This window comes from Spirochaeta cellobiosiphila DSM 17781, assembly GCF_000426705.1.
In the GTDB taxonomy this organism is placed as follows: Bacteria; Spirochaetota; Spirochaetia; order DSM-17781; family DSM-17781; genus Spirochaeta_E; species Spirochaeta_E cellobiosiphila.
In genome coordinates this window covers 1-20,705 of sequence record NZ_KE384554.1, presented here as the reverse complement: position 1 = coordinate 20,705, position 20,705 = coordinate 1, and the positions used below count along the sequence as shown (strand labels likewise).

Here is a 20,705-nt window from a genome sequence, read left to right as displayed (position 1 = left end):
ACATGGATTATAGTGGATATTGGAAAGGCTATACAACAGCAAATGGAAGAAGCATTATACTATTCTGAAGATAAGAATCGACTCTATATAAGAGCTGAAGGACATATCACAGCGAATTTGTGCTTTGAATTGAAAAATATTGTTTTTCAACGTTTTGAAGGCGCAAACAAACCAGATGATGTAATAGTTGATTTATCTGACTGTGATTATATGGACTCTACTTTTATGGGACTACTTATAGGCTTTAATAAGAAGCTTACAAGGTCCAAAGGTAAACACATTAAAATTACAAATCCTTCTGAACAATGTACTAAATTACTTAACAGTCTTGGTATCATGAAAATAATAGACATAGTAAAGAATAATTCTCAATTCAGATTGGATTATCATAAAATCTCTGATTCTCCATCGGCAACTGCAGAGATTTTATTGTCGGCACATGAGAATCTTATGTCGCTAAATGAAGAAAACAAAAAAAAGTTTGAGAATGTTCGAAAGATACTCAGACAACATGTAGAACAAAAGCACAAAAAAAACCCTTAAAAAATTAAGGGTTTTTCTATTCAAGAAAAGCATCTTACTGCTTAGACTTAACTAATCTATCAAGTACAGCATCTGTTATATCGACATCAGGGGAATACCACACTAAATTTGAACTTGTTCCATTCTTCTGTAATATAAGTGAATATCCTTCAGCTTCTGAAACATATTGAATCTGTGATAATATCTCCTTTAAAAAGTCCGAGCTTTCTAAAACACTGTCTGATTTTTTCTTCAACTGACTTTGCCTCATACTCGCATATTCTTTTAGAAGCTCTTTCTTTTTAAAAATTTCATTATCAAGCTTAAGAGCAGTGCTATCATCTCCGTCATTTTCTGCTTTCATTTTCTTTTCTGTTAGTTGTCTAATCTCATCATTCATTCTATTAATATCATTCTGATAAGTCTTTTTTAACTCTTCTATTTCTCTAACAGCTTTTGACTCTTTGTAATACACTGAATAAATGCGTGATAAATCAACAACTCCCACTTTTGTGATGCGATCAGCAAAAGCAAAAGAACTAACTAAACATATTAAAACTAAAAAACTTATATATTTCTTCATCTATTTCCTCTTCTTAAAATAAGTCTATACCAAACGTCAATATAAAATTCATATTCTCCCATGGGGAATCATTATCAAAAACCCATTCATCATTAATATAACCAAATGGTTTAACAAAGTAGAATGCAAGTGGAAAATTCTGAATAGCAAATCTTGGTCCTAAACCATAACTAAAATAGAAGTCTTCAAGATTAACATCACTTAAGGAGTCCAATTTTGAGATGTTTCCACTTAAATTCTTTGTGTCATCCCCAAATAAAGCCACAGCATCAAAGATAAAATCCCAAGCAATTATATTCTTCACAATAGGGATTCTTAATTCAACTTTATTATCCCATAATGCTGTACCGTTCTCATCAACGTCACTCCACCCTCTTGCTGTAAACATTCCATCAATAGATAGCTTATTGACAGAAGATATCCCGACATCTATATCCCTATTATAAAACGGATCAAATGGATCCATCAAAGCAGTTCCTGTTGATTTTAACCTAAGAACTCCAGTGAAGTCATAAGAGGAAATTGGCAATTTCCATAGAGTTTTATAATATTCACCTGTCAGTTGTTCTTTAGTGTAATGAAAATCACCACCTAAAAAACCACCAGTTAAAGTCAATCTTTCAGCTACTCTATAACCACTAGTTGCATTGTAATTCAAGTCTCTTGTGTCCCAACTAGTACCCAATATTAATTTATTTTGTAATCGCCATTGTCCATTTGCATTACGTATGTCAGGATCAGCAGGTCTATATAAAGTATCATCATAATCTATTAGTGATAATCCACTACTTATAGCAGAACTTAAATTAAACCTTCCTACACCTAAATTCCAGGTGTAACCAGTATGTACTCCAATTGTTACAGAATATTCATCATATTCCATTGATCCTGATGAGTTATTTCCTGAGTAATAATCATAATCATGAACTAAGTTGTATGTGGAAATCCATGCATTGTCTGTAACAGGGAATGGGAAAGTATCTCCTTCAGAATAATTTTTTGAAAGGTTAGCAGGATCTCCGTTATAGTCAGTATAATCAGACTTAAAAACATAGGCCCCAGTATAAGGATCTGGAATGATTTTATTACTTTCATCAAAAATTGGATTCATGATATCCTGTGGAACATTTTGGTACAGTGTGTGAGCGACGGTTAAATCAAAACCTCCTGACCATCTTTTTCCGGCTATCCAGCTTTCTGAAAAACTAACATCAAGATTTTGAGAAGTGGGACTAAAATTTCCTTCAACACCAATAGTCTGACCACGTCCTAAAAAATTTCGATCTTGCCATTTCACTTGACCTGATACGGGAAAATCAGTTGCCCCACTAAACGCGATTCCAAGTATAATATCAGAAGTATGACCTTCTTCGACATTAAAGATCAAATCAATCAAACCATCATCAGAAACAGGAGTCTCAGGCACCACATTATTAAAATACTGTAGCCTTGCTAAGTTTTGATAACCTTGAACAAACTTTTTCTTACTAAATACCTCACCAGATTCTAACGGTATTTCTCTCAGAATCACATAGTCCTTCGTTTTTTCATTACCCTTCACTACAATATCTCTAATATGTGCTCTGGGTCTTTCTATAATTGAAATATTATATGAAACAACACTACCAGATCTGACTTCTTTTTTGTTAATTGTATTAAACACATATCCATTTTCATAGTACAAGTCTGTAATTTTTGAAAAATCGGATTCTAATTCATTTTTATTTAAAACTTCTCCATCTTTAAGGGTTATTTCTTCTCGTAATTTTTCGGAGGAGAATATCTTATTTCCTGTAAAGGTTGTCCCACCATAGGTAAATTGACTACCTTCATTGATTAAAAAATTTAGACTGACCTCTTGTCTATTTTCATCTTCAACATCTTCATATACTTTTTCAATATCAACAACTTTTGCATCGATATATCCTTTTTCCCAATAATATGATTCTATTTTTTGACGATCCATTGCTATTACATCATCCTGATAGGCCCCATCATTAAAAAAACCTTTTACCTTTGAATCTAATAATTTCTTAAGTGTATTTTCAGAGGCATAACGATTCCCTTCAAAGGTTATCTTTTTTATTGTAGTTTGTATTCCTTCATCAATCTGAAAATATAAATTAATTAGGTTCTTCTCAGAATCAGTCTCTACTCTACTAGAGACTTTGGCTTTTTCAAAACCCTTTTCTTTATAAGCTTTGATAATAGCATCTTCATCCAATGTTACTCTACTTTTCCTGTACATATCATCCAATTTAGTAACTATTGCACCCATTAATTCTGATCTTCGTAACTTATCATTCCCATCAAATATAATTTTATCTACCAAAGGCTTTTCTTTTACTTTAAATAAGATGATTACATTTGAACGACTCTCATTACCAGGAATAGCATTAGGAACAATAAGACCATCAAAATATTCTAACGCATATAGACGACCTTGAAGATCTCGAAAAAGAGCATCTGAAAAAGGTTGATCTATAAACGGCTTAACTATCCCATTCAATTCAGATTTAGATACCGTTTTTAACCCTTCAAATCTTATATCTTTAATAATTTTTCCGTTATACCAGTTAGAATTGTCTTCTTGTGCAAACAGGTATAATGGTATTAACAACAAAGCAACTACGATTACCTTATTTTTTAGCATCAAAACTCCTCTTATCTTTAGAACGATTTTCTCCATTCCAAAGAGAAAACAGTATCTTTTAAATATAAATTTTCTCTATCTTCTTCTTCAGGAGCTAAATTCCAACCGATCTGAAACAAAGGTGTATCAAATGTTAGGCCAAATTCCAAGTCCACTCCAATTGTGTCAGAAGCTTCTAGATATGTTTTACTATCATCTAAACTCCTAAAATTAAGGATAGTTTCAAGAAATATATCATCAGAAAGGTATTTTCCAAAAAAAACACGAGTATTGTCAAGAACATCACTAACAGATGTTATTTCATCTCTTTCCAAAATAGCTTTCTTTAATACTTCCGATCTTAATGTAAACAAATCAAGCCTAAGAAAATCTTGAATTTTTGCTTCAAACGGTCGAATTAAAAAAATACCAACAGTATCACCAACTAAATCAGCTCCTACTTCTGAAGCAGATATTTCATTCAACACAGAAACATCATCATTTGAAGTTATTAAATCACCATTTTCTGATATTGTTGGTAAACCCATGAGAGCCATTAATTGGGCTTCTGTTTTTGGAGGGTTTGATTCAAATCTAGGTTTAAAGTTTAATAATGAACCAGAATGTATGAGAGTAATTGTATAGCTATCTCCGTTATTATCTTTTTCTCTAGTTTCGGCTCTAACCTCTAATTGAGGATCAAAATACTCATTAGTTTCATTTAAAGTTATTATACCTTCCTTAATATAAAAACTTCTGCTCTTTAAATAGTTTATTTCACCACGATCGATAGCTAATTTACCTTGGATTGCGTATTCATTTGTACTTTGATTGTAGTAGAAATTAAGGTTATTACCTATGGTTAAAAAGCCTTTAATTAAAGGAAAACGTTTACTTGGAGCATACAGCTGTACTTTAGGTCCAACCTTAACATTCATATCAAGCATAGCTTTAAAATTTGTACTTTCAGATTTATTGTTAGCGCTATCATCAGTTAAACCTAATACAATTTCAGAATTACTAAGAGTAATATCTCCTGTAATTACTGCAGTCTGGAAATTTCCTTCCATTTGTGCAGCTCCATTTATATCACCATCAATACTCAAATAGTTTTTTCCAAAGCTAAATGGAATACCAGGATTATCAAGAATGTCTATTTTGATTTGATAAGACGAGGGAATCCAATGATCAATTAATCCAGTACCTAAAAAATTCAAGTTAGTTCGATTTATACGACCATTTGTATTATCGATAACTAATTCTTTATCTGATATCTTTATATTTGAGGTATCGATTAAAAGATTTTTTTCAATGTACGGAATTTGAGCATTAAAATCAGTTAGTATAAAATGTCCATCGAAATCGGGATCATTTATTGATCCAATTACATTAACCTCTCCAGTAAGAACTCCATTATGGATTACGAAATCACTTCTATTTAAGAAATTATTTAGCCAAGATAACTCTACTTTTACATTTGAAAGTGTAGTAGTTAATGACCCATTTCTAATAAATGCATATCCGTCAAGACTTACGGGAGATTGTCTATCAATTGAAAAATTTAATGTATTAAGATTTGTTAATGATCCATTTATAGAGTTTCTGTATCCACCATTAAAAAAAATATTATTTATAGAGTTTTCAGAATAGAAATTTAGTTGCCAATCATCATATATCTGACCACTTTGGAGAATATCTGATATTTTTATATAACCTATTCTGTTATTGGTTGTTTCAGATTTAATGGTATCTATGTTGAGGTCCAGATGACCTTGAAAAACATCTCTACCCATTTTACTTAGAATATCCCCTTGAAGGGTGCCTTTTAATTGTGATGTGGCTATGTTGCCTGAAATATTATTCAAACTCATTTGACGGTATTTTATATTAGTCTTAGAAATCTCTATATTGTCAGAAACATATCTAAAAAGACTATTAAGTTGTATAGAATCATTTTTATAGATTAAATCTGGAGCTTTAATACTACCTTTAATAACTAATGATTCTTCTTTAGTCATATTTACTGTAGCTTCAACATTTCCACTCCACTGACTACCAAAAAATCTACTTACGGGCAAACTATCAACATTTAACGATATTTGACTAATTTTAGAATCTAAGGAGATAGAGATATTTTCAGTTGTCGATTCTGATTGTAAAGTCAATTCTCCATTAGCGAAAGGAAAAACACCAGGAGTAACAGACAATAGACCATGCCCTTTTAAGTCCGCCTCTTCAGACTCAACTAAAATATTTTCTATATTAATTATTCCTTTCTTATAACGTCCAGAAATGTTTAATGTAGTACTAACATTTGATACTGGAGCCTTAATAGTTGTAGCTAAACTATCTATATTTACTTCTATTCCCTTGTCGTTAATATAAATACTTGATGTCAAAGAACTTGTAGTAAAGAACTTATTAAACTCTAGAGGAAAATCTATAATATTAATAGAAATTAGATTATTACCTAATTTATCTTTCTGCCAATTAATGAACTCACTATTTAAATAATTAATAGTTAAAGGTTTAGAAGAATTCCAATGGTATTCACCAGTATAGACATATAATTCTCCAAGCCAGTTTAATTGACTTCTTATATTGTACTTATGATCATCTTTTTCTAGCTTTATTTCCCCTTTTATACTCTTATCAAACCATGAAATATTAATATCACTAATACTTATGATATTATTTGATATTGAAAATGACAAATTTATATTATCATTCTTATCAATGGAGTTATTTATTTTGTTTGACAAAGAGCTAATCAAAAAAGAACCTTTGTTGATTCTTAAAAAAATATCACTATTATAATTATATTTGGACAAAGCAGTGTAATAATCTAAATTAAAAGACTTATCGGGTACAGCTATCTTATAAATTTCACTAATAGGTAATTCTTTTACGCTGGCATAACCCATGATACTATTGAGATCATCCAGATTTATATTAAATTCAAAATCAATATTGGAAGCCGTATCGAGTATTGGAATATCTATCGATCCAGTAGCTAACAAAGTATTTTTAATTTTAAAAATATCCAAACTGAAACTATCTATAATTGTAGTACCAACATTTATTAAATCAGATGTGATTATAATTTTATTAGAAGATTTAGAATTAATTAATAGACTTGTATCAATTCTTTTAAACAAACCAGGGATAAGTACTGACTGTAAATGAACAACGCCATCGGGTAATTGATTTTTCCAATCCAAGTTACCAGAATATACTATTTCTCCATTCTGACTGGATAAATGCAAACTATTGACATTTGTCAAAAATCGAGAGCCATTAATGTCTAGATCAATATGACTATCTTTAAATAATGAAGTTAAGTATGAATCAAAAGAACCAGACGCAGAATATTCTATAGTTTTCTGTTTCCAATTTCCTGAAATTGAAGCATCAAGTGTAAAGTTATCTAAATCATATCCATTTATAAAGTCTAACTTACCAATAAACTTAACAATGTTGTTTAATCTAAATTTCTCACTTAATATCTTCAACGACCATTTCGTATCTATTAAACTATAATTAAACTGTAAATCCAGGGGTAACTTATCTCTTGTCTTTTGAATGTGAATTTTATTCTCAAAATATTCTAAATATATATTCTGATCTTCTATAATAAAATAATCTGATTTTGTTTTCTTTATTTCTGTATTCCAGTTAGTCCAAGTCAATTTCTTACCAGTTGCCCCTGAAATACGTAGTTTAGAATCCAATATATGAGTTTGTGTCTGAATATTTGTTATAATTACGTTACTGGATACCTGTGTTCTATAATTTGATTCACGATCTTCCAAACGAAAGAATAAATCATCTAATGAGATCTGATATGCACGGTAAAGAATATTGACAGATATATTTTTACCAGAAATGTTTATTCCCTCTGGTAATTTTATATTACTTAATGGGCTAATTGAGTTAGTATTTCCATTTTCACTCTTTTTATTTAAATCTAGATTTAAGGTGGTGTTTTCAAAACGTACTTCATCAACAAAACCATCCCAATCGCGAGCAATCAGCTTAAATATATTATAATAAACTCTAACACTATTTACTGATAATAATTGAGTTTTCGTTATCGGATCAACAACTTTAAGAGACTTAATCCTAAAATTACGGAAAATGGAAGGTGAGATGCTTTCATATGAAATGCTATAACCTGTTTTATCTTCTAAACGAAGAATCGCATTGTTTTTACCTTCATTAAATAGTAATTGGATTCTTTTTATTAAAGGATAAGTACATAAAGATGAAAGTATTATTGCTACAATTACTATAATGGTTCCAATATTAATATTAATATTAAAAGTTTTATTTTTCATATATACTTTTAATACCAACTTTCAAATTAAATTCTATAGTATATTTTCTTTCACCTATGTAAGGACTAAAAACTAACTCTCTGATATATTCTTCCAAACTTGCATCCAAATCAGGATTTCCAGTTGTTGCTATCTTATAATTTTCAACATATCCTGAGGTATTAATAATGACATCAATCTCAATATCCCTACTTTCATTTATATTATCATTATGATTTATGAATTTAAAGTCTGGTTCGAAAACAATACTATATTTTGAATTAACGTCATTGTTGGTACTAATAATATCTTGTGATGTATTACTTATTATTTCTGTATCCATAGCAAAAAAATTATTCTCTGATTTAGACATGATTTGAAATGCTTTATTATCTACCAAATATTTTTTAATTGAAGTTGTTGATTCTACATTCTCGAAATCAGAAGGTAAGTTGGATATATCAAAATCCTTCTCTTGTGCTAAGAAACCATTATTTTCATTTCTCTTTCTTAACGTATCCGTGTTTGAAGTTATTGATTTGTTACTAGATATCATATTTATTGGGATTACTTGATCAGTAGAAGTATTAATTTTTAATAAAATTAACACCAAAATTACTATAGAGTGAAAAACTATTGAAGTAAATGTTGTATATATGAATAATCTATTCATTCCCTATTTTCTTATCGGTAACTAAAAATACATTTACAAAATCATTAGACCTCAATACGTCCAAGATATTCAGGACCTTACCATAAGATGTAAATTCATCTGAATAGATGTATATCTTAATTTCTTTTTCTTTATCAACTAAAGCCTGTAGAAGACTTTCTGTATTATACTCCTCATCATCAATCACTATTGATCCTGTAGCTCGTACATATATTGAAATTTCTTTTTCGGTCAAATCAGGCTTGCTACTACTTGCTTTTGGAAGTTTTATATCAAGAACTGGAGTTAAGGAAAAACTAGTATTTATGATAAAAAATATCATTACTAGAAAGACCATATCTATTAATGGTGTTAAGGGAAGACTTTTATCATGATTTTGTTTTCTTTTAAGACTTAATCTTCGCATATTAGTTCTAGTTGCTCCTAAATGCTATCAATTCATTAATCAAAATATCCAATTCATCTAATCTTTTATCTAATGTCTCGGAAAAACCGTAATAAGCAAATAAATTAGGAATGGCCACAAGTAGTCCTGCTGCTGTAGTTATCAAGGCTTGCGATATACCTCCTGCAAGAGAACTAGGGTCGGAAGCTCCTGTATTTTTCATGTTATAAAAGGTTAAGATCATTCCAGTTACAGTACCTAATAAACCTAAAAGTGTGGAAATATTAGAGATCGCTAAAAGAATATTGATATTTTTTGATAATTTATTTTTCCATTCCATGGCGGAAGCTTCTAAAATAGGTACAAGAACTTCAGAAGTACTATCTTGTCTAGACATAAAAGTTAGAATCAAACTATCAATTGCGGAATGTTGATCTTTTACGGTATCTCTTAGTTGATGTAAATTTCCAATTCTTAAAAGATTTTTGACAATATTAAATTTTTTAGATGATAATGCATTGGTATATAAATAAAAAAAGGTTCTTTCAAGAATAAGAGAGATACCAATAATGGAAAGAACTAATATTGGTAATAACATAACCCAATTGTCTCTAATTAAGTCTAACACCTAAAAACTCCTAGTGTATGATAATGATGATAAGATTATATTATCTTGAGTACCCAATTCTATCTCAAAATCATATATTTTAAAAACAAATCCTGTTGAAATTGCTTTATTTAAAGGAATATTGTCTTTATCAATAGCCAATCCGATTTTGAAGTTATCAGTCACCTTTGAATCGATTAGGATCTGTCCTCCCAAAGTCTCCATACCTAAATTGGTTCTTACATTCAAGGAATATTTTTTATATATAATGTTAGATATTAATAATGTCTCTAAACGCTGAGGAGGTTGTGATCCAAAATAATCAGTAACAAACCCTACTCCCATTTCATAAAAACTATTGATGCTTGTATGAGTATAGGACAGATAGGTTTGACCATAGTTTTCTTTCCATTCACTCGAAATTAAAGCAATCTTATATGTTTTTAATGGAAAATTTATATTGAAAAGTGGATAAAAACTATTATTGCTATTTACACTAGCCCCCCAGTCTCCCCAATTTGCAGAAAGTGTTAATAAATTATCGTAGCTAATACGATAATCCATTATCTTTGAATATAAAGGTATATTATGATGAAAAAATATATCATTATTGATACTTTTATACATGAGACTCAAACTCTGATTTTGAAGGATAATACCTGGATAAATGTTACCACTGTTGTTGGTGTAAACAATTGTCGGGTTAATTTGATTATAATTAATTTCAATTGGTCTTCTGGGTCCATTTTTATTGTAATAAATTGAACCTTTTACAATTGACCATTCATAATCGACATAGCCGTTTTTGTTTTCTTTGTCATGTTTTTTAAAACCTGGTATAAATTTCAAAGATTCTCTGTCATTTTGGCTTTTTAAACTTGGAAAACTATCGTCAAAAATAAAATCAAAGTTATCAGTTTCAATATTTTCATCAGTAATATTGCCTCCAATATAGATATCCTTTCGATATGTCTCTGGATACGACAAATTTGCCGATAAAAACATCAACAGTAATATATGATATATAGACGTTTTCATTATTCAAATTATATAAGGGAGTTATAAACATGAATACATGTGTTTGAATAATTTTTCATATTTTAGATGGATTAGATAAAACAGATATAATAATTTAAACTTAGTGGATATCAAATCAGTATAAGTAATTTGAAACAAAATACCGATAATCTTAGAGTAATGAACAAACTAATGGCATCTTTTTTATTCCTATTATTTATTAACCATCCGTTATGGGCATATAAACTTACTTACAAGGAACAGGTATATGAATTATATCATCGTCATTTGTATGCTTACCCTAATAGAACTTGGGAAAATCTTATGTATCTTGAGGAAGCCTTGGATGCAGATTTTGCAAATCCGTTGAATGCATTAACGCGTATTGAAACAAAAGAAGAATGGAATAAATATCAAAAACTATTCGATATGCACATTCATTTAAAGATTGTTGAAAACTATCTAATACTTGGAAATAAGTTCGATAAGCAAAAAGCTTACTTCTATAATGCCCCTTATAAAGACATCACTCTAAGAAGTCTAGACATAGCCGAAAAAATATATAATTTTGCTCTACCTCATTGGGTGGAAGCAGTCAAATTAGCGAAGGAAACAGAAAATTATCCCTACTTATTTCTAGAGGGAATTCAGTTCTGGGAAGACGAAGCCTATAGAATTAATCATGATGAATTGAATTATGAATCAATAATAAACAAACAAATAAATAGATTGATTAGAGTAAGAGAAGAATTAAATAAAATGGATTCTTCCACATTTCCAGGACCAGGCGAAAATGGAATCGCCGATCCTGATAAAGTAGGAGAATTAAATAACTTATTTAAAGATTGGGAGGGTTTTATAAAATAAACATTGCATCGCCATAGGAAAAAAAACGATATTTTTCATTAATGGCCTCTTGGTATATATTCTTTATAACATCCATTCCTGCAAAAGCAGATACCATAACAATAAGTGTCGATTCTGGTGTATGAAAATTAGTAAACAAATGATTTACCACTTTAAACTCATAACCAGGATAAATAAAGATATCAGTTTCTTGCCAACCACTTCTTGGTGTTGGACTGCTAAATGTGGCTTCTAAAGCTCTTACAGAGGTTGTTCCAACAGCAATGATAGGACGCCCTTGTCTTTTTGCCTCATTAATTTTACTAAATAATTCAGGTGTAATGAGATATTCTTCCGTATGCATTGTATGATCTTTCACATTTTCAGAACGCATAGGAGAAAAGGTTCCTAATCCTACGTGTAAAGTAACATAATCAATTTCGATACCTTCAGATTTTATACAATTGAGAATTTCTTCTGTAAAGTGTAACCCTGCTGTTGGTGCAGCAGCAGATCCTATTTCAGAAGAATACACATTTTGATATCGAACAGCGTCATCCTTCGTATCCTCACGCTTTATGTAAGGAGGTAAAGGAATATGACCGTATTCATCTAAATAGTTATCATCTAATTCAAAGTCGAACTTAACAATGCGATTGGCATCCTCTAAAACTTCAACAATTTCACAACTCTTATTTGCAGGAAAAAAGAGTTTCTTACCAACTTTTTGCTTTTTTGCTTTACTGACAATTGCCTTCCACTTATAGCCATCAATATTTTTAGTTAGTAATACCTCAACTTTTCCACCGTGGACAGTTGTAGCATATAACCTAGCTTTTCTCACTTTTGAGTTATTAAATATCATCAAACTATTTTTGGGTAAGTATTTTACCATGTCTTTTATATGCTCATGAGAGACTTGTTTTGTTTTTCTGTTATATACTAATAATCGACTACTCCCTCTCTCTGATGGTGGAGTTTGTGCAATTAATTCATCTGGTAATTCAAAATAAAATTCCTTGGCCTTCATCATTATCCTTCACATCAATTTTCAATAGCTCATAGGCACGTAAAGTTGCTACTCGACCTCTACTGGTACGTTTTAAGAAACCTTGCCTGATCAAGTATGGCTCATAAAAGTCTTCCAATGTATCGATACCTTCACTTACTGATATTGCTAAAGTTTCAGCACCTACAGGACCACCATTATATTTCTCGATGATCGCGCGTAAAATATCACGGTCATGACGCTCTAGACCTTTATCATCAATTCCTAATCTATTTAGCCCATTGACAACAATAGCTTTGGTTATAATACCATCCCCATTCACCTGAGCAAAATCACGCATTCTTCTTAATAACCTATTGGCAACACGAGGAGTACCTCTTGAACATTTAGCCAACAAATCAGCGGCTTCCTCATGAATATCGATTTTTAAAATATCTGAAGAACGATTAAGTATGTCGATTAGTTCCCTCTTGTCATAATAATCCATCTTCAAAGTTATTCCGAATCTCGTATACATAGGACTGGATACTTTTCCAGGCTTGGTTGTAGCACCTACAAGAGTGAATGGAGGCACAGGGATTCTAATAGTTCTAGCACTTGGGCCTTGTCCTATAATCCAGTCCAGTTCATAATCTTCCATTGCCACATACAACATCTCCTCTATAGCAGGTTTTAGTCTATGTATTTCATCAATGAAAAAAACAGTTCCTGGCTGAATTGTTGTTAACAGACCAGCAAGATCTTTTGGTTTATCTAGTGCAGGAGCTGCAGTTACTCGGGCTTCTACTCCCAACTCGTTTGCCATTATTCCAGCCAAGGTCGTTTTCCCTAATCCTGGAGGTCCACTAATAAATACATGATCTAATGCTTCTTTTCTCGACTTAGCTGCTTTAATAAATATTTCTAAATTATCTTTTAATTTATCTTGTCCCTGAAAATCCCTTAAAGTAAGAGGCCTTAAGGCTGTGTCTTTTACATCATCCGTTTTTGCTTCCATCGAGTAGAAGCTTTCCATATCATCCACTATACAACCTTAATTAGTGCTTAATTCAATTATCAATTGTCTCATCAGGTCTGACTCTGTCAAATCTTCGGTTATTTGTATTTTACTTAATGCTCGCATGATACTGCTCTTATCATATCCCATCAATTCTAAAGATTGAATAATTTCTTCTGAAACACTTGGATAATTGTTATCCGTATTACTAATTAATTTACCTTGTAACGCTAAAACAATACGCTGGGCAGTCTTTTTACCCACTCCGGGCAATTTAGATAGAACACTTAAATCTTCTGTTTCCAGGGCTTTCTTAAAATCTTCGACTCCAATACCAGACAATATCTTTATAGCACCCTTTGGGCCAATCCCATTAACTTTGATGAGTTCTAAAAATAACTCCTTTTCTGCTAAATCATGAAAACCATATAAAAGTACAGCATCTTCTCTATGGTACAGATAGGTATAGATCTTTTGATTTTCTTTCATCAAAGGTAGTTTATTTATAGTGTTCATAGAAGCAATAACTTCGTATTCTATGTTATTTACATCTATGATAACAGAATCTAATTTTTTTTCGGAAATCATGCCATTTAAGCTGTATATCAAGTTTTAAACTCCTATAGGATTACTATGAAAAGCACAAATAGCTGCTGCTAAAGCGTCAGAAGCATGGTCTGGTTTTATTACTTCCTTTAAGCCCAAGATTAACTTTACCATCATTTGAACTTGCTCTTTTTCAGCACGTCCATTGCCAACTAATGCTTGTTTTATTTGTAAAGGAGTATACTCATGTGTTATAAGATTATTACTTTCAAAGCATAATAATATTACACCTTTTGCTTCAGATACAGGCATAGCAGATTTTACATTTTTTGCAAAATACAAACTCTCTATCGAAGCAATTTGAGGACTATAAAGCTTAATAACCTTACTCAACTCATCATATATATACTTTAATCTATGACCAGTTTTGTCCATACTTTTTGTTTTGATTACACCATGCTCTACATGATGAGCTTTCCCTGATTGGATCTCAATTAGTCCCCAACCAGTGGAAGCTAAACCAGGATCAACACCTAAAAACTTAAGCATTGTCCTCCCAATCATCAGGAACCTCTAAGTTTGATGATACACTTTGTACATCATCATTATCTTCCAACTTTTCAATAAGATTTAGAACTTTTTGAGTCTTTTCTTTATCTAACGCTACTGTAGTTGAAGGAACCATAGAAATTTCAGCCATCTCATTTTCGTAACCTTTCTTTGATAACTCTTCCAGTATAGTATCAAACATTTCAGGGCTAGTAGAAACCTCTATAACCTCACCTTCATTACTAACGTCTTCTGCTCCAGACTCTAATGCAGCCTCAAATATTTCATCTTCTGAATATTTTGATGCATCAAAAGCTATCAACCCTTTTCGGCTAAACAAATAACTGACGCTTCCTGTTGTACCTAAACTACCACCTGCTTTAGTAAAAATACTTCTCACATCTGCAGCTGTTCTATTCTTATTGTCAGTGAGTGTATCGACCATTATAGCTACGCCACCAATAGCATAACCTTCATACTGAAGCTCAACATAGTCTACACCATCAAGATCTCCCGTTCCCTTTTTAATGGCACGGTCGATATTGTCCGTAGGCATATTTTGACCACGAGCCTTTAAAACAGCAGTACGTAATTTAGGATTTGAATCTAACTCACCACCACCTAATCTTGCAGCGACTGTAATTTCTTTTATAATCTTAGCAAAGATGCGTCCACGCTTTGCATCCTGAGCACCTTTTCTATGTTTGATATTAGCCCACTTACTATGGCCAGACATAAAACACCTCGTCTATTTATTTTTCGGATCATAGCAAATTAACACAGTTAAAAAAGTAATGTCAACCTTCCCAAGTCCAATCCAAGTTTGTGATATTACTAGGCTCTTCATTTAAAAAATCAGCTATTATATTATCAGTAAAATCAATTTGATGTTCTGGAATAGAATAATATCCTTTGTTATATACTATTTTCTTAGCACTTAATAACCTTTCGACTGTTTTTGGATAGATGTACTTTAAAGGATATCCAAATCTACGTTTAAATATAGAGTCCTCTATACCTTTTGTTAAACGTAACGACATCATTATATTTTCAAAAACAAAATCCTGTAGAAGTATCATTTCCTGTATAGAACTTTTATTGTTATTCAAATAATCATTTAAATAGCTATTCTTTATCCTTATTGGCTTGCCTTTTTCATCATTATAAAACGAGACAGCGCCAGGACCTACCCCAATATATGGATTCAAATACCAATAATTAGTGTTGTGTTTACTATATTTACCAGGTTTTGAATAATTACTAATTTCATATTTATCATAGCCTAAATTATTCAATTCGGTCCTGAAACTATTAAATAGTTCTCTGTCTAAATCCTCATCAGGTAGCTTTATAAATCCCTTTTGAACCAGTCGGTATAAGGGAGCCTCTTCTTCAATCATCAGAGAATAAAGACTAATGTGTTCAGGATTATATTCTTTAACAAGATTTACATCCCTTTTAATATCATAATAAGACTGATCAGGTAACCCGGTTATAAAATCAAAATTTATATTTATTTTGTCTCTATAATCATTAATTTCCTCTAAAACTCTTATGATATCTTCTTCTCTTGTTGGCCGATTTAATGTTTCAAGGACTTTATTATTGAAAGTTTGTATTCCAAGACTCAATCTATTGACTATTGAGTCTTTTAAAATATCCAAATGCACTTTTGTCAAAGATTCTGGATTAGCTTCGATTGATACTTCGGTAGGTATATTAGGTATGGTTTTCTTTATACCTTCTAAAAGCCTGTGTAAATCATCGGGAGTCAATAAACTTGGGGTTCCCCCCCCTATAAAAATTGAATCTATGATATCAACATTAAGCAGATTTATTTTACAATCCAGATCTGAAATAATTTTATCGATTAACTGTTCGGATTTCTTTGTTTGGCCTATCTCAGAGTAAAAATCGCAGTAATAACATTTTTGTTTACAAAATGGTATATGCACATACAGTCCCATTTTTACTTCTTTCTGAGAGTTTTCTGTATATATAGTTGACATCTATCTAATACCAATAGAATCAAAAGGCCAATATTGAAATAAAACTTTTCCAATAATTGCCTTTTTGTCGATAGTCCCCCAAAATCTAGAATCCCCCCAAACAATTCGATTATCATCTAGAACAAATATCTCATCCTTTGGAACAGTAATCTCATCCATATCATCCTTTATGGGTAAATTAGGATTAATATCAACATTTACTTTACTTCTTATGTCATAAGAATGTTTTGATAGTTCAAATTCACTTAAATACAATTCATTATCACTTGTTTTCACATAAGCGATATTATCAATAATTTTTACTTTATCCCCAGGTAAAGCTATTAAACGTTTATATTGTTTATCAGAAGCCCATGGTTCATCCATATAGCTTATTAAAGAAAATTGCTCGAATGTCACAAATCGACTTATATAATCCAGTGCAGTCAAAAACAGAGAATGATGAGTATTCTGAGGATTAACGATAACGACATCACCTCTATTATATTTTTTTACAATCCTAGAGCTTAATGTTATGACACGTGCTCCTTCTTCAAATGTAGGAGTCATAGTAGTAGAATTAAATTGATAAATTGGGAAAAATTGGAAGATAATTAATTTAAAAACAAAAAAAACTAAGATAGTTTGACCAATTCTCTTCCCAATATGTTTCTTTTCTGTTTGCGTATTATATGGACGATACTTCTTACTCATTTTATCAAGCCAAACCTGTTTAAGGGCCAGTATTTAATCATTGCCTGCCCCAGAACCTCTTTTTTACTTATAATCCCAAAGCTTCTACCATCTTTTGAATTGTCGCGATTATCCCCAAGAGGTAGTATCCAACCATGTGGCACAAATTGACCATTAATATCTTTATAATAGGTTGCAAAGTCTATTTTTGATGTCCTGTTTAAAGCCAATTCACTTTTATTGGCATAGAATTGAATTGAATAGAGATCAAAATAATCTCTATCAGTCTGTATTTGAGAATAGGCACTGGATTCATCAGAAGTAAGTGTAGCTCCACTATTATTTAATGCAATAGCATGAGAACCAAGACGAATCGTGTTGTAGTTTTCATCTTTTATCAAACGTTGGGTCTTATTTTTTTGGTCTAATCTTGTACGATAGGTTGTCTCATCTAACCACTCTGACTCCCCTTCAGGTTTAAAGTAAATATATCCATCAATATTTTTTATTGTATCACCATCAGCAGCAGCAGCTCTTTTTATTAAAAAATGATGTTTTGGAGTTCCGTCAGGATTCTTATCTATATCCACCATAGAAAGGGTCAACATATAAATGATACGTTGTAAGACATCAAAGATTGGACCTTGTGATATGTATTGTGGATTTTCAAAAATTATTATATCACCCCTCTTGGGTTTTATAGGGCTAGGTAGTTTAGCAATTCCTGGTAGCAATTCAGGGCCATATACCAGCTTATTTACAAATATTCTGTCACCTACAATTAGTGTTTTTTCCATAGAGGGCGAGGGTATTTGATAAGCCTGAATTAAATACTGATTTAAAAGAAGCACTACACCAGCAGCCCAAAGAAAAGCATCCAGCCAGTCTATAATAAAATGCCTTCGCTTTGATCTCTCTTTTCGTATATACTGCTTTACTCTTCGTCTTGTGAGGTATTTTTCTGTGATTTTTACCAAAGAATCTGCTACTTCCATTATTATAATTCCGCCTGAATTTTTCTTCGTAACCGTAACACATATGAAACATCGTTGACAAGCTATTTACCAATTTCTATAATCCAATCAATATGAAGAAAAAAGACCCGATCACAATACCTGAAAATCTTTCAGTAAAGCTACCTACCATTCTCAAAATTAAACCTACAACGTATATACCAGTCTTCTATACCTTTTTGCTAATAATAGGTTTATTTGCTATTTTACTATACCCCGGAATACGAAAGAACGGGTCCATAATATATTTAGATTCCTATCCTCGAGGGGCAGCTGTCTACAATAATGACAAAAGATTAGGAAGTACTCCTGTAAAAGCTTTTGTGCCTAAAGGAAACCAAAATATAGTTTTTTCGTTGCCTAATGTTGAGGACGTTAAAGTAACAAGTAAAGTCAAAGGCAGGATATTTGGATCTCTTTTTTTCCCATCTAGAGATACCATTAGAATAAATTTTAAATCAAACAATAGTATGAAAATATTACATGATTCTTTTTATTCTTTTGCTGCGTGGAATTATTCTGGAAAACCACGAACGCGTTATCAATTTCCTTACACCTTAACTAATGCTTCTAAAAGGCTAGCCATATCACAGACTAATAATATGATAAGGGATAATAAGGATTACTTACTAGGTACATTTGGCCTTATTAATAGTGAATTTACATTAAGGGACTGGTCTGGAATGATAAGCAACCTCCATACAAATGGAAAAACGCTATCTGCCTCCCACTATTTATCACTCGTAAAATATCTCATGAATAACACTGATCCAGCATACTTAAAACATTTAACAGATATTCATGAGTTAGAAATAGACATTACTGGAAAAAATAGTATTCCTAAAACCATATCCAGAACTAACTCAAGTATTAGTGTTGGCCAACTAACATTCAATAAATATATTGATAATAAGAATGATGCTATTTACATTCTTGACAAACATCTAGAACAGATAGATTTTGAAAAACAAAATTCTGAAATTATAGACGTATCAAAGGCCTCTTACTCTGATATAATTGCCTATATTAATTGGTTTAATAATAAATACTTGAATAATATTGATTTGCAAGCTTATTTACCGTCATTAGAGATCTTAAAACAAATTAAACCTTCTAAAAATTGGGAGCTTACAAGTACAGGAGTCTCTTCTGATGTATATTTAACGAGTGAGAACTATAATTACCCAAGCTACATCATATACAACAGCACATCATCTGATGTAGGATACCTTCCTGATACTTTCCAATTGGATGATATTAGGTTTAGACTTTTATTAAAAGAGAAATAATTATGAGTGAAAAGATACAACACAAGGTGTTGGCCAACAATAAGAAAGCGTATTTTCAATATTTCGTAGAGCAAAAACTAGAATGTGGTGTCGTATTACATGGAACAGAAGTAAAATCTATGAAAGCCAACAAATTTAACTTTGTCGATTCCTATGCAGAAATTGAAAATGGAGAATTATGGCTTAATAATTTGTCCATTACACCTTATGCCTTTGGTAATACATTCAATCATACCACTGTGCGTTCAAGAAAGTTATTAGCCCACAAACAAGAAATTGCAAAACTAAGAAAAAAAGTAGATGAAAAAGGTTACACACTTGTCCCTCTACAATTCTATATTCATAAAGGACTTATTAAAGTAGAAATTGGTTTATGTAAAGGGAAAAAATTATACGACAAGAGAGACAGTATAAAACAAAAAGATATGCAAAGAGAGCAAGATAGGGTTAATAAATACTCATAAACACATTTTATGAGTATTTATAATACTATATAAACACTGTTTTTTGCTTTCTACTGTTACTTCAAGATAGCAAAATGACAAAATAATAATATTTTAACGATAATTAATTAACATTGTGATAGCGTACAGGTATCATGCTATTGGTCTAAAGAAACTAAGAACACAACACAGATCAACAATCATAAAAGTAGTATAAGTATTAAGTAAAGGATAGTGCTTATTATTGAAAATTAACGAGACAAGTTTATAAAAAAGAAAGTCTGGCGACGACCTACTCTCCCACCTTGCGGCAGTACCATCGGCGATGAAGGGCTTAACTTCCGTGTTCGGAATGGGAACGGGTGGATCCCCTTCTCTATGGTCACCAGACAATAATATTCTTCAAAACAAGATACTAAGTCAATGAAATAGTATCCTCTTTAAAAGTTCTCTTTTAAGACATGTTTTTTAAGGGATAACAAATAATATGGTCAAGCCTCACGACAAATTAGTACTGGTATGCTAAACATGTTACCATGCGTATACACCCAGCCTATCAACCTGATATTCTCTCAGGTGTCTTTAGGAATCTTTAAG

Annotated in this window: 19 protein-coding genes and 2 rRNA genes; 4 read left to right on the top strand and 17 right to left on the bottom strand. The window is 31.4% G+C overall.

The features are described 5' to 3' along the window. Positions 1 to 12: 12 nt before the first annotated feature. Positions 13 to 543 carry an STAS domain-containing protein gene (locus K345_RS0106830; RefSeq protein ID WP_028973524.1) on the top strand — a complete coding sequence of 177 codons (531 nt, stop codon included), beginning with the start codon at positions 13 to 15 and terminating at the stop codon, positions 541 to 543. Positions 544 to 577: 34 nt separating this feature from the next. On the opposite strand, the gene K345_RS0106825 is transcribed toward K345_RS0106830, so the two are convergent. From K345_RS0106825 to K345_RS0106795, 7 genes are read right to left on the bottom strand one after another with little or no spacing between them, the layout of a single operon-like run. Beyond that, a complete protein-coding gene (locus K345_RS0106825) occupies positions 578 to 1,105 on the bottom strand; it encodes an OmpH/Skp family outer membrane protein (protein ID WP_028973523.1) in 528 nt (175 codons plus the stop codon). A 13-nt stretch (positions 1,106 to 1,118) separates the two neighbouring features. Next, positions 1,119 to 3,758 carry an outer membrane protein assembly factor BamA gene (gene bamA, locus K345_RS0106820; RefSeq protein ID WP_028973522.1) on the bottom strand — a complete coding sequence of 880 codons (2,640 nt, stop codon included), beginning with the start codon at positions 3,756 to 3,758 and terminating at the stop codon, positions 1,119 to 1,121. Between the two features lie 17 nt (positions 3,759 to 3,775). After that, positions 3,776 to 8,074, bottom strand: coding sequence for a translocation/assembly module TamB domain-containing protein (locus K345_RS0106815; RefSeq protein WP_156888334.1), 4,299 nt, complete (start codon positions 8,072 to 8,074; stop codon positions 3,776 to 3,778). Beyond that, a complete protein-coding gene (locus K345_RS0106810) occupies positions 8,064 to 8,663 on the bottom strand; it encodes a hypothetical protein (protein WP_156888333.1) in 600 nt (199 codons plus the stop codon). Before K345_RS0106810 ends, K345_RS0106815 begins: the two co-directional genes overlap by 11 nt. A 55-nt stretch (positions 8,664 to 8,718) precedes the next feature. Further along, on the bottom strand, positions 8,719 to 9,132 hold the full coding sequence (locus K345_RS0106805) for an ExbD/TolR family protein (protein WP_028973519.1): 414 nt from the start codon (positions 9,130 to 9,132) through the stop codon (positions 8,719 to 8,721). 7 nt (positions 9,133 to 9,139) lie between these two features. Then, positions 9,140 to 9,739: a MotA/TolQ/ExbB proton channel family protein gene (locus K345_RS22265; protein ID WP_053228122.1), complete on the bottom strand. Its 600-nt coding sequence runs from the start codon at positions 9,737 to 9,739 to the stop codon at positions 9,140 to 9,142. Further along, positions 9,740 to 10,756: a hypothetical protein gene (locus K345_RS0106795; RefSeq protein ID WP_211227845.1), complete on the bottom strand. Its 1,017-nt coding sequence runs from the start codon at positions 10,754 to 10,756 to the stop codon at positions 9,740 to 9,742. It lies immediately after the preceding gene. A gap of 129 nt (positions 10,757 to 10,885) precedes the next feature. Here K345_RS0106795 and K345_RS20095 point away from each other — a divergent pair, with 129 nt between their 5' ends. Continuing rightward, complete coding sequence (locus K345_RS20095) at positions 10,886 to 11,602, top strand: hypothetical protein (protein ID WP_211227844.1); 717 nt, start codon at positions 10,886 to 10,888, stop codon at positions 11,600 to 11,602. Here K345_RS20095 and queA read toward each other — a convergent pair. The 8 genes from queA to lepB (K345_RS0106750) form a co-directional block, all read right to left on the bottom strand. Further along, positions 11,592 to 12,611, bottom strand: coding sequence for a tRNA preQ1(34) S-adenosylmethionine ribosyltransferase-isomerase QueA (gene queA, locus K345_RS0106785; protein ID WP_028973517.1), 1,020 nt, complete (start codon positions 12,609 to 12,611; stop codon positions 11,592 to 11,594). The two genes, K345_RS20095 and queA, sit on opposite strands and share 11 nt — an antisense overlap. Next, positions 12,586 to 13,617 carry a Holliday junction branch migration DNA helicase RuvB gene (gene ruvB, locus K345_RS0106780; RefSeq protein WP_425423289.1) on the bottom strand — a complete coding sequence of 344 codons (1,032 nt, stop codon included), beginning with the start codon at positions 13,615 to 13,617 and terminating at the stop codon, positions 12,586 to 12,588. The genes queA and ruvB overlap by 26 nt, the downstream gene beginning before the upstream one ends. Positions 13,618 to 13,623: 6 nt before the next feature. Next, positions 13,624 to 14,196 carry a Holliday junction branch migration protein RuvA gene (gene ruvA / locus K345_RS20090; protein ID WP_053228121.1) on the bottom strand — a complete coding sequence of 191 codons (573 nt, stop codon included), beginning with the start codon at positions 14,194 to 14,196 and terminating at the stop codon, positions 13,624 to 13,626. Between the two features lie 3 nt (positions 14,197 to 14,199). Next, positions 14,200 to 14,682 (bottom strand): crossover junction endodeoxyribonuclease RuvC, encoded by a 483-nt coding sequence (ruvC, locus tag K345_RS0106770; RefSeq protein ID WP_028973515.1) that lies wholly within the window; start codon positions 14,680 to 14,682, stop codon positions 14,200 to 14,202. Then, the gene (locus K345_RS0106765; RefSeq protein WP_028973514.1) at positions 14,675 to 15,418 is read right to left on the bottom strand and encodes a YebC/PmpR family DNA-binding transcriptional regulator; all 744 of its coding nucleotides are present in this window, start codon (positions 15,416 to 15,418) and stop codon (positions 14,675 to 14,677) included. Before K345_RS0106765 ends, ruvC begins: the two co-directional genes overlap by 8 nt. Positions 15,419 to 15,479: 61 nt before the next feature. Continuing rightward, positions 15,480 to 16,691, bottom strand: a complete 1,212-nt coding sequence (gene hemW, locus K345_RS0106760; protein WP_028973513.1) for a radical SAM family heme chaperone HemW — start codon at positions 16,689 to 16,691, stop codon at positions 15,480 to 15,482. Further along, complete coding sequence (gene lepB, locus K345_RS0106755) at positions 16,692 to 17,384, bottom strand: signal peptidase I (RefSeq protein WP_028973512.1); 693 nt, start codon at positions 17,382 to 17,384, stop codon at positions 16,692 to 16,694. It abuts the gene before it with no gap. Further along, on the bottom strand, positions 17,381 to 18,358 hold the full coding sequence (lepB, locus tag K345_RS0106750; RefSeq protein ID WP_028973511.1) for a signal peptidase I: 978 nt from the start codon (positions 18,356 to 18,358) through the stop codon (positions 17,381 to 17,383). Before lepB (K345_RS0106750) ends, lepB (K345_RS0106755) begins: the two co-directional genes overlap by 4 nt. Before the next feature lie 92 nt (positions 18,359 to 18,450). Here lepB (K345_RS0106750) and K345_RS0106745 point away from each other — a divergent pair, with 92 nt between their 5' ends. Together K345_RS0106745 and smpB are read left to right on the top strand one after the other, a co-directional pair. Next, positions 18,451 to 19,665, top strand: a complete 1,215-nt coding sequence (locus K345_RS0106745) for a PEGA domain-containing protein (RefSeq protein ID WP_028973510.1) — start codon at positions 18,451 to 18,453, stop codon at positions 19,663 to 19,665. A gap of 2 nt (positions 19,666 to 19,667) precedes the next feature. After that, positions 19,668 to 20,129 (top strand): SsrA-binding protein SmpB, encoded by a 462-nt coding sequence (gene smpB / locus K345_RS0106740; protein ID WP_028973509.1) that lies wholly within the window; start codon positions 19,668 to 19,670, stop codon positions 20,127 to 20,129. A 258-nt stretch (positions 20,130 to 20,387) separates the two neighbouring features. On the opposite strand, the gene rrf is transcribed toward smpB, so the two are convergent. After that, positions 20,388 to 20,498: ribosomal RNA gene (gene rrf, locus K345_RS0106735) — 5S ribosomal RNA — on the bottom strand. A 97-nt stretch (positions 20,499 to 20,595) separates the two neighbouring features. Continuing rightward, a 23S ribosomal RNA gene (locus tag K345_RS0106730) occupies positions 20,596 to 20,705 on the bottom strand; the annotation flags it as partial.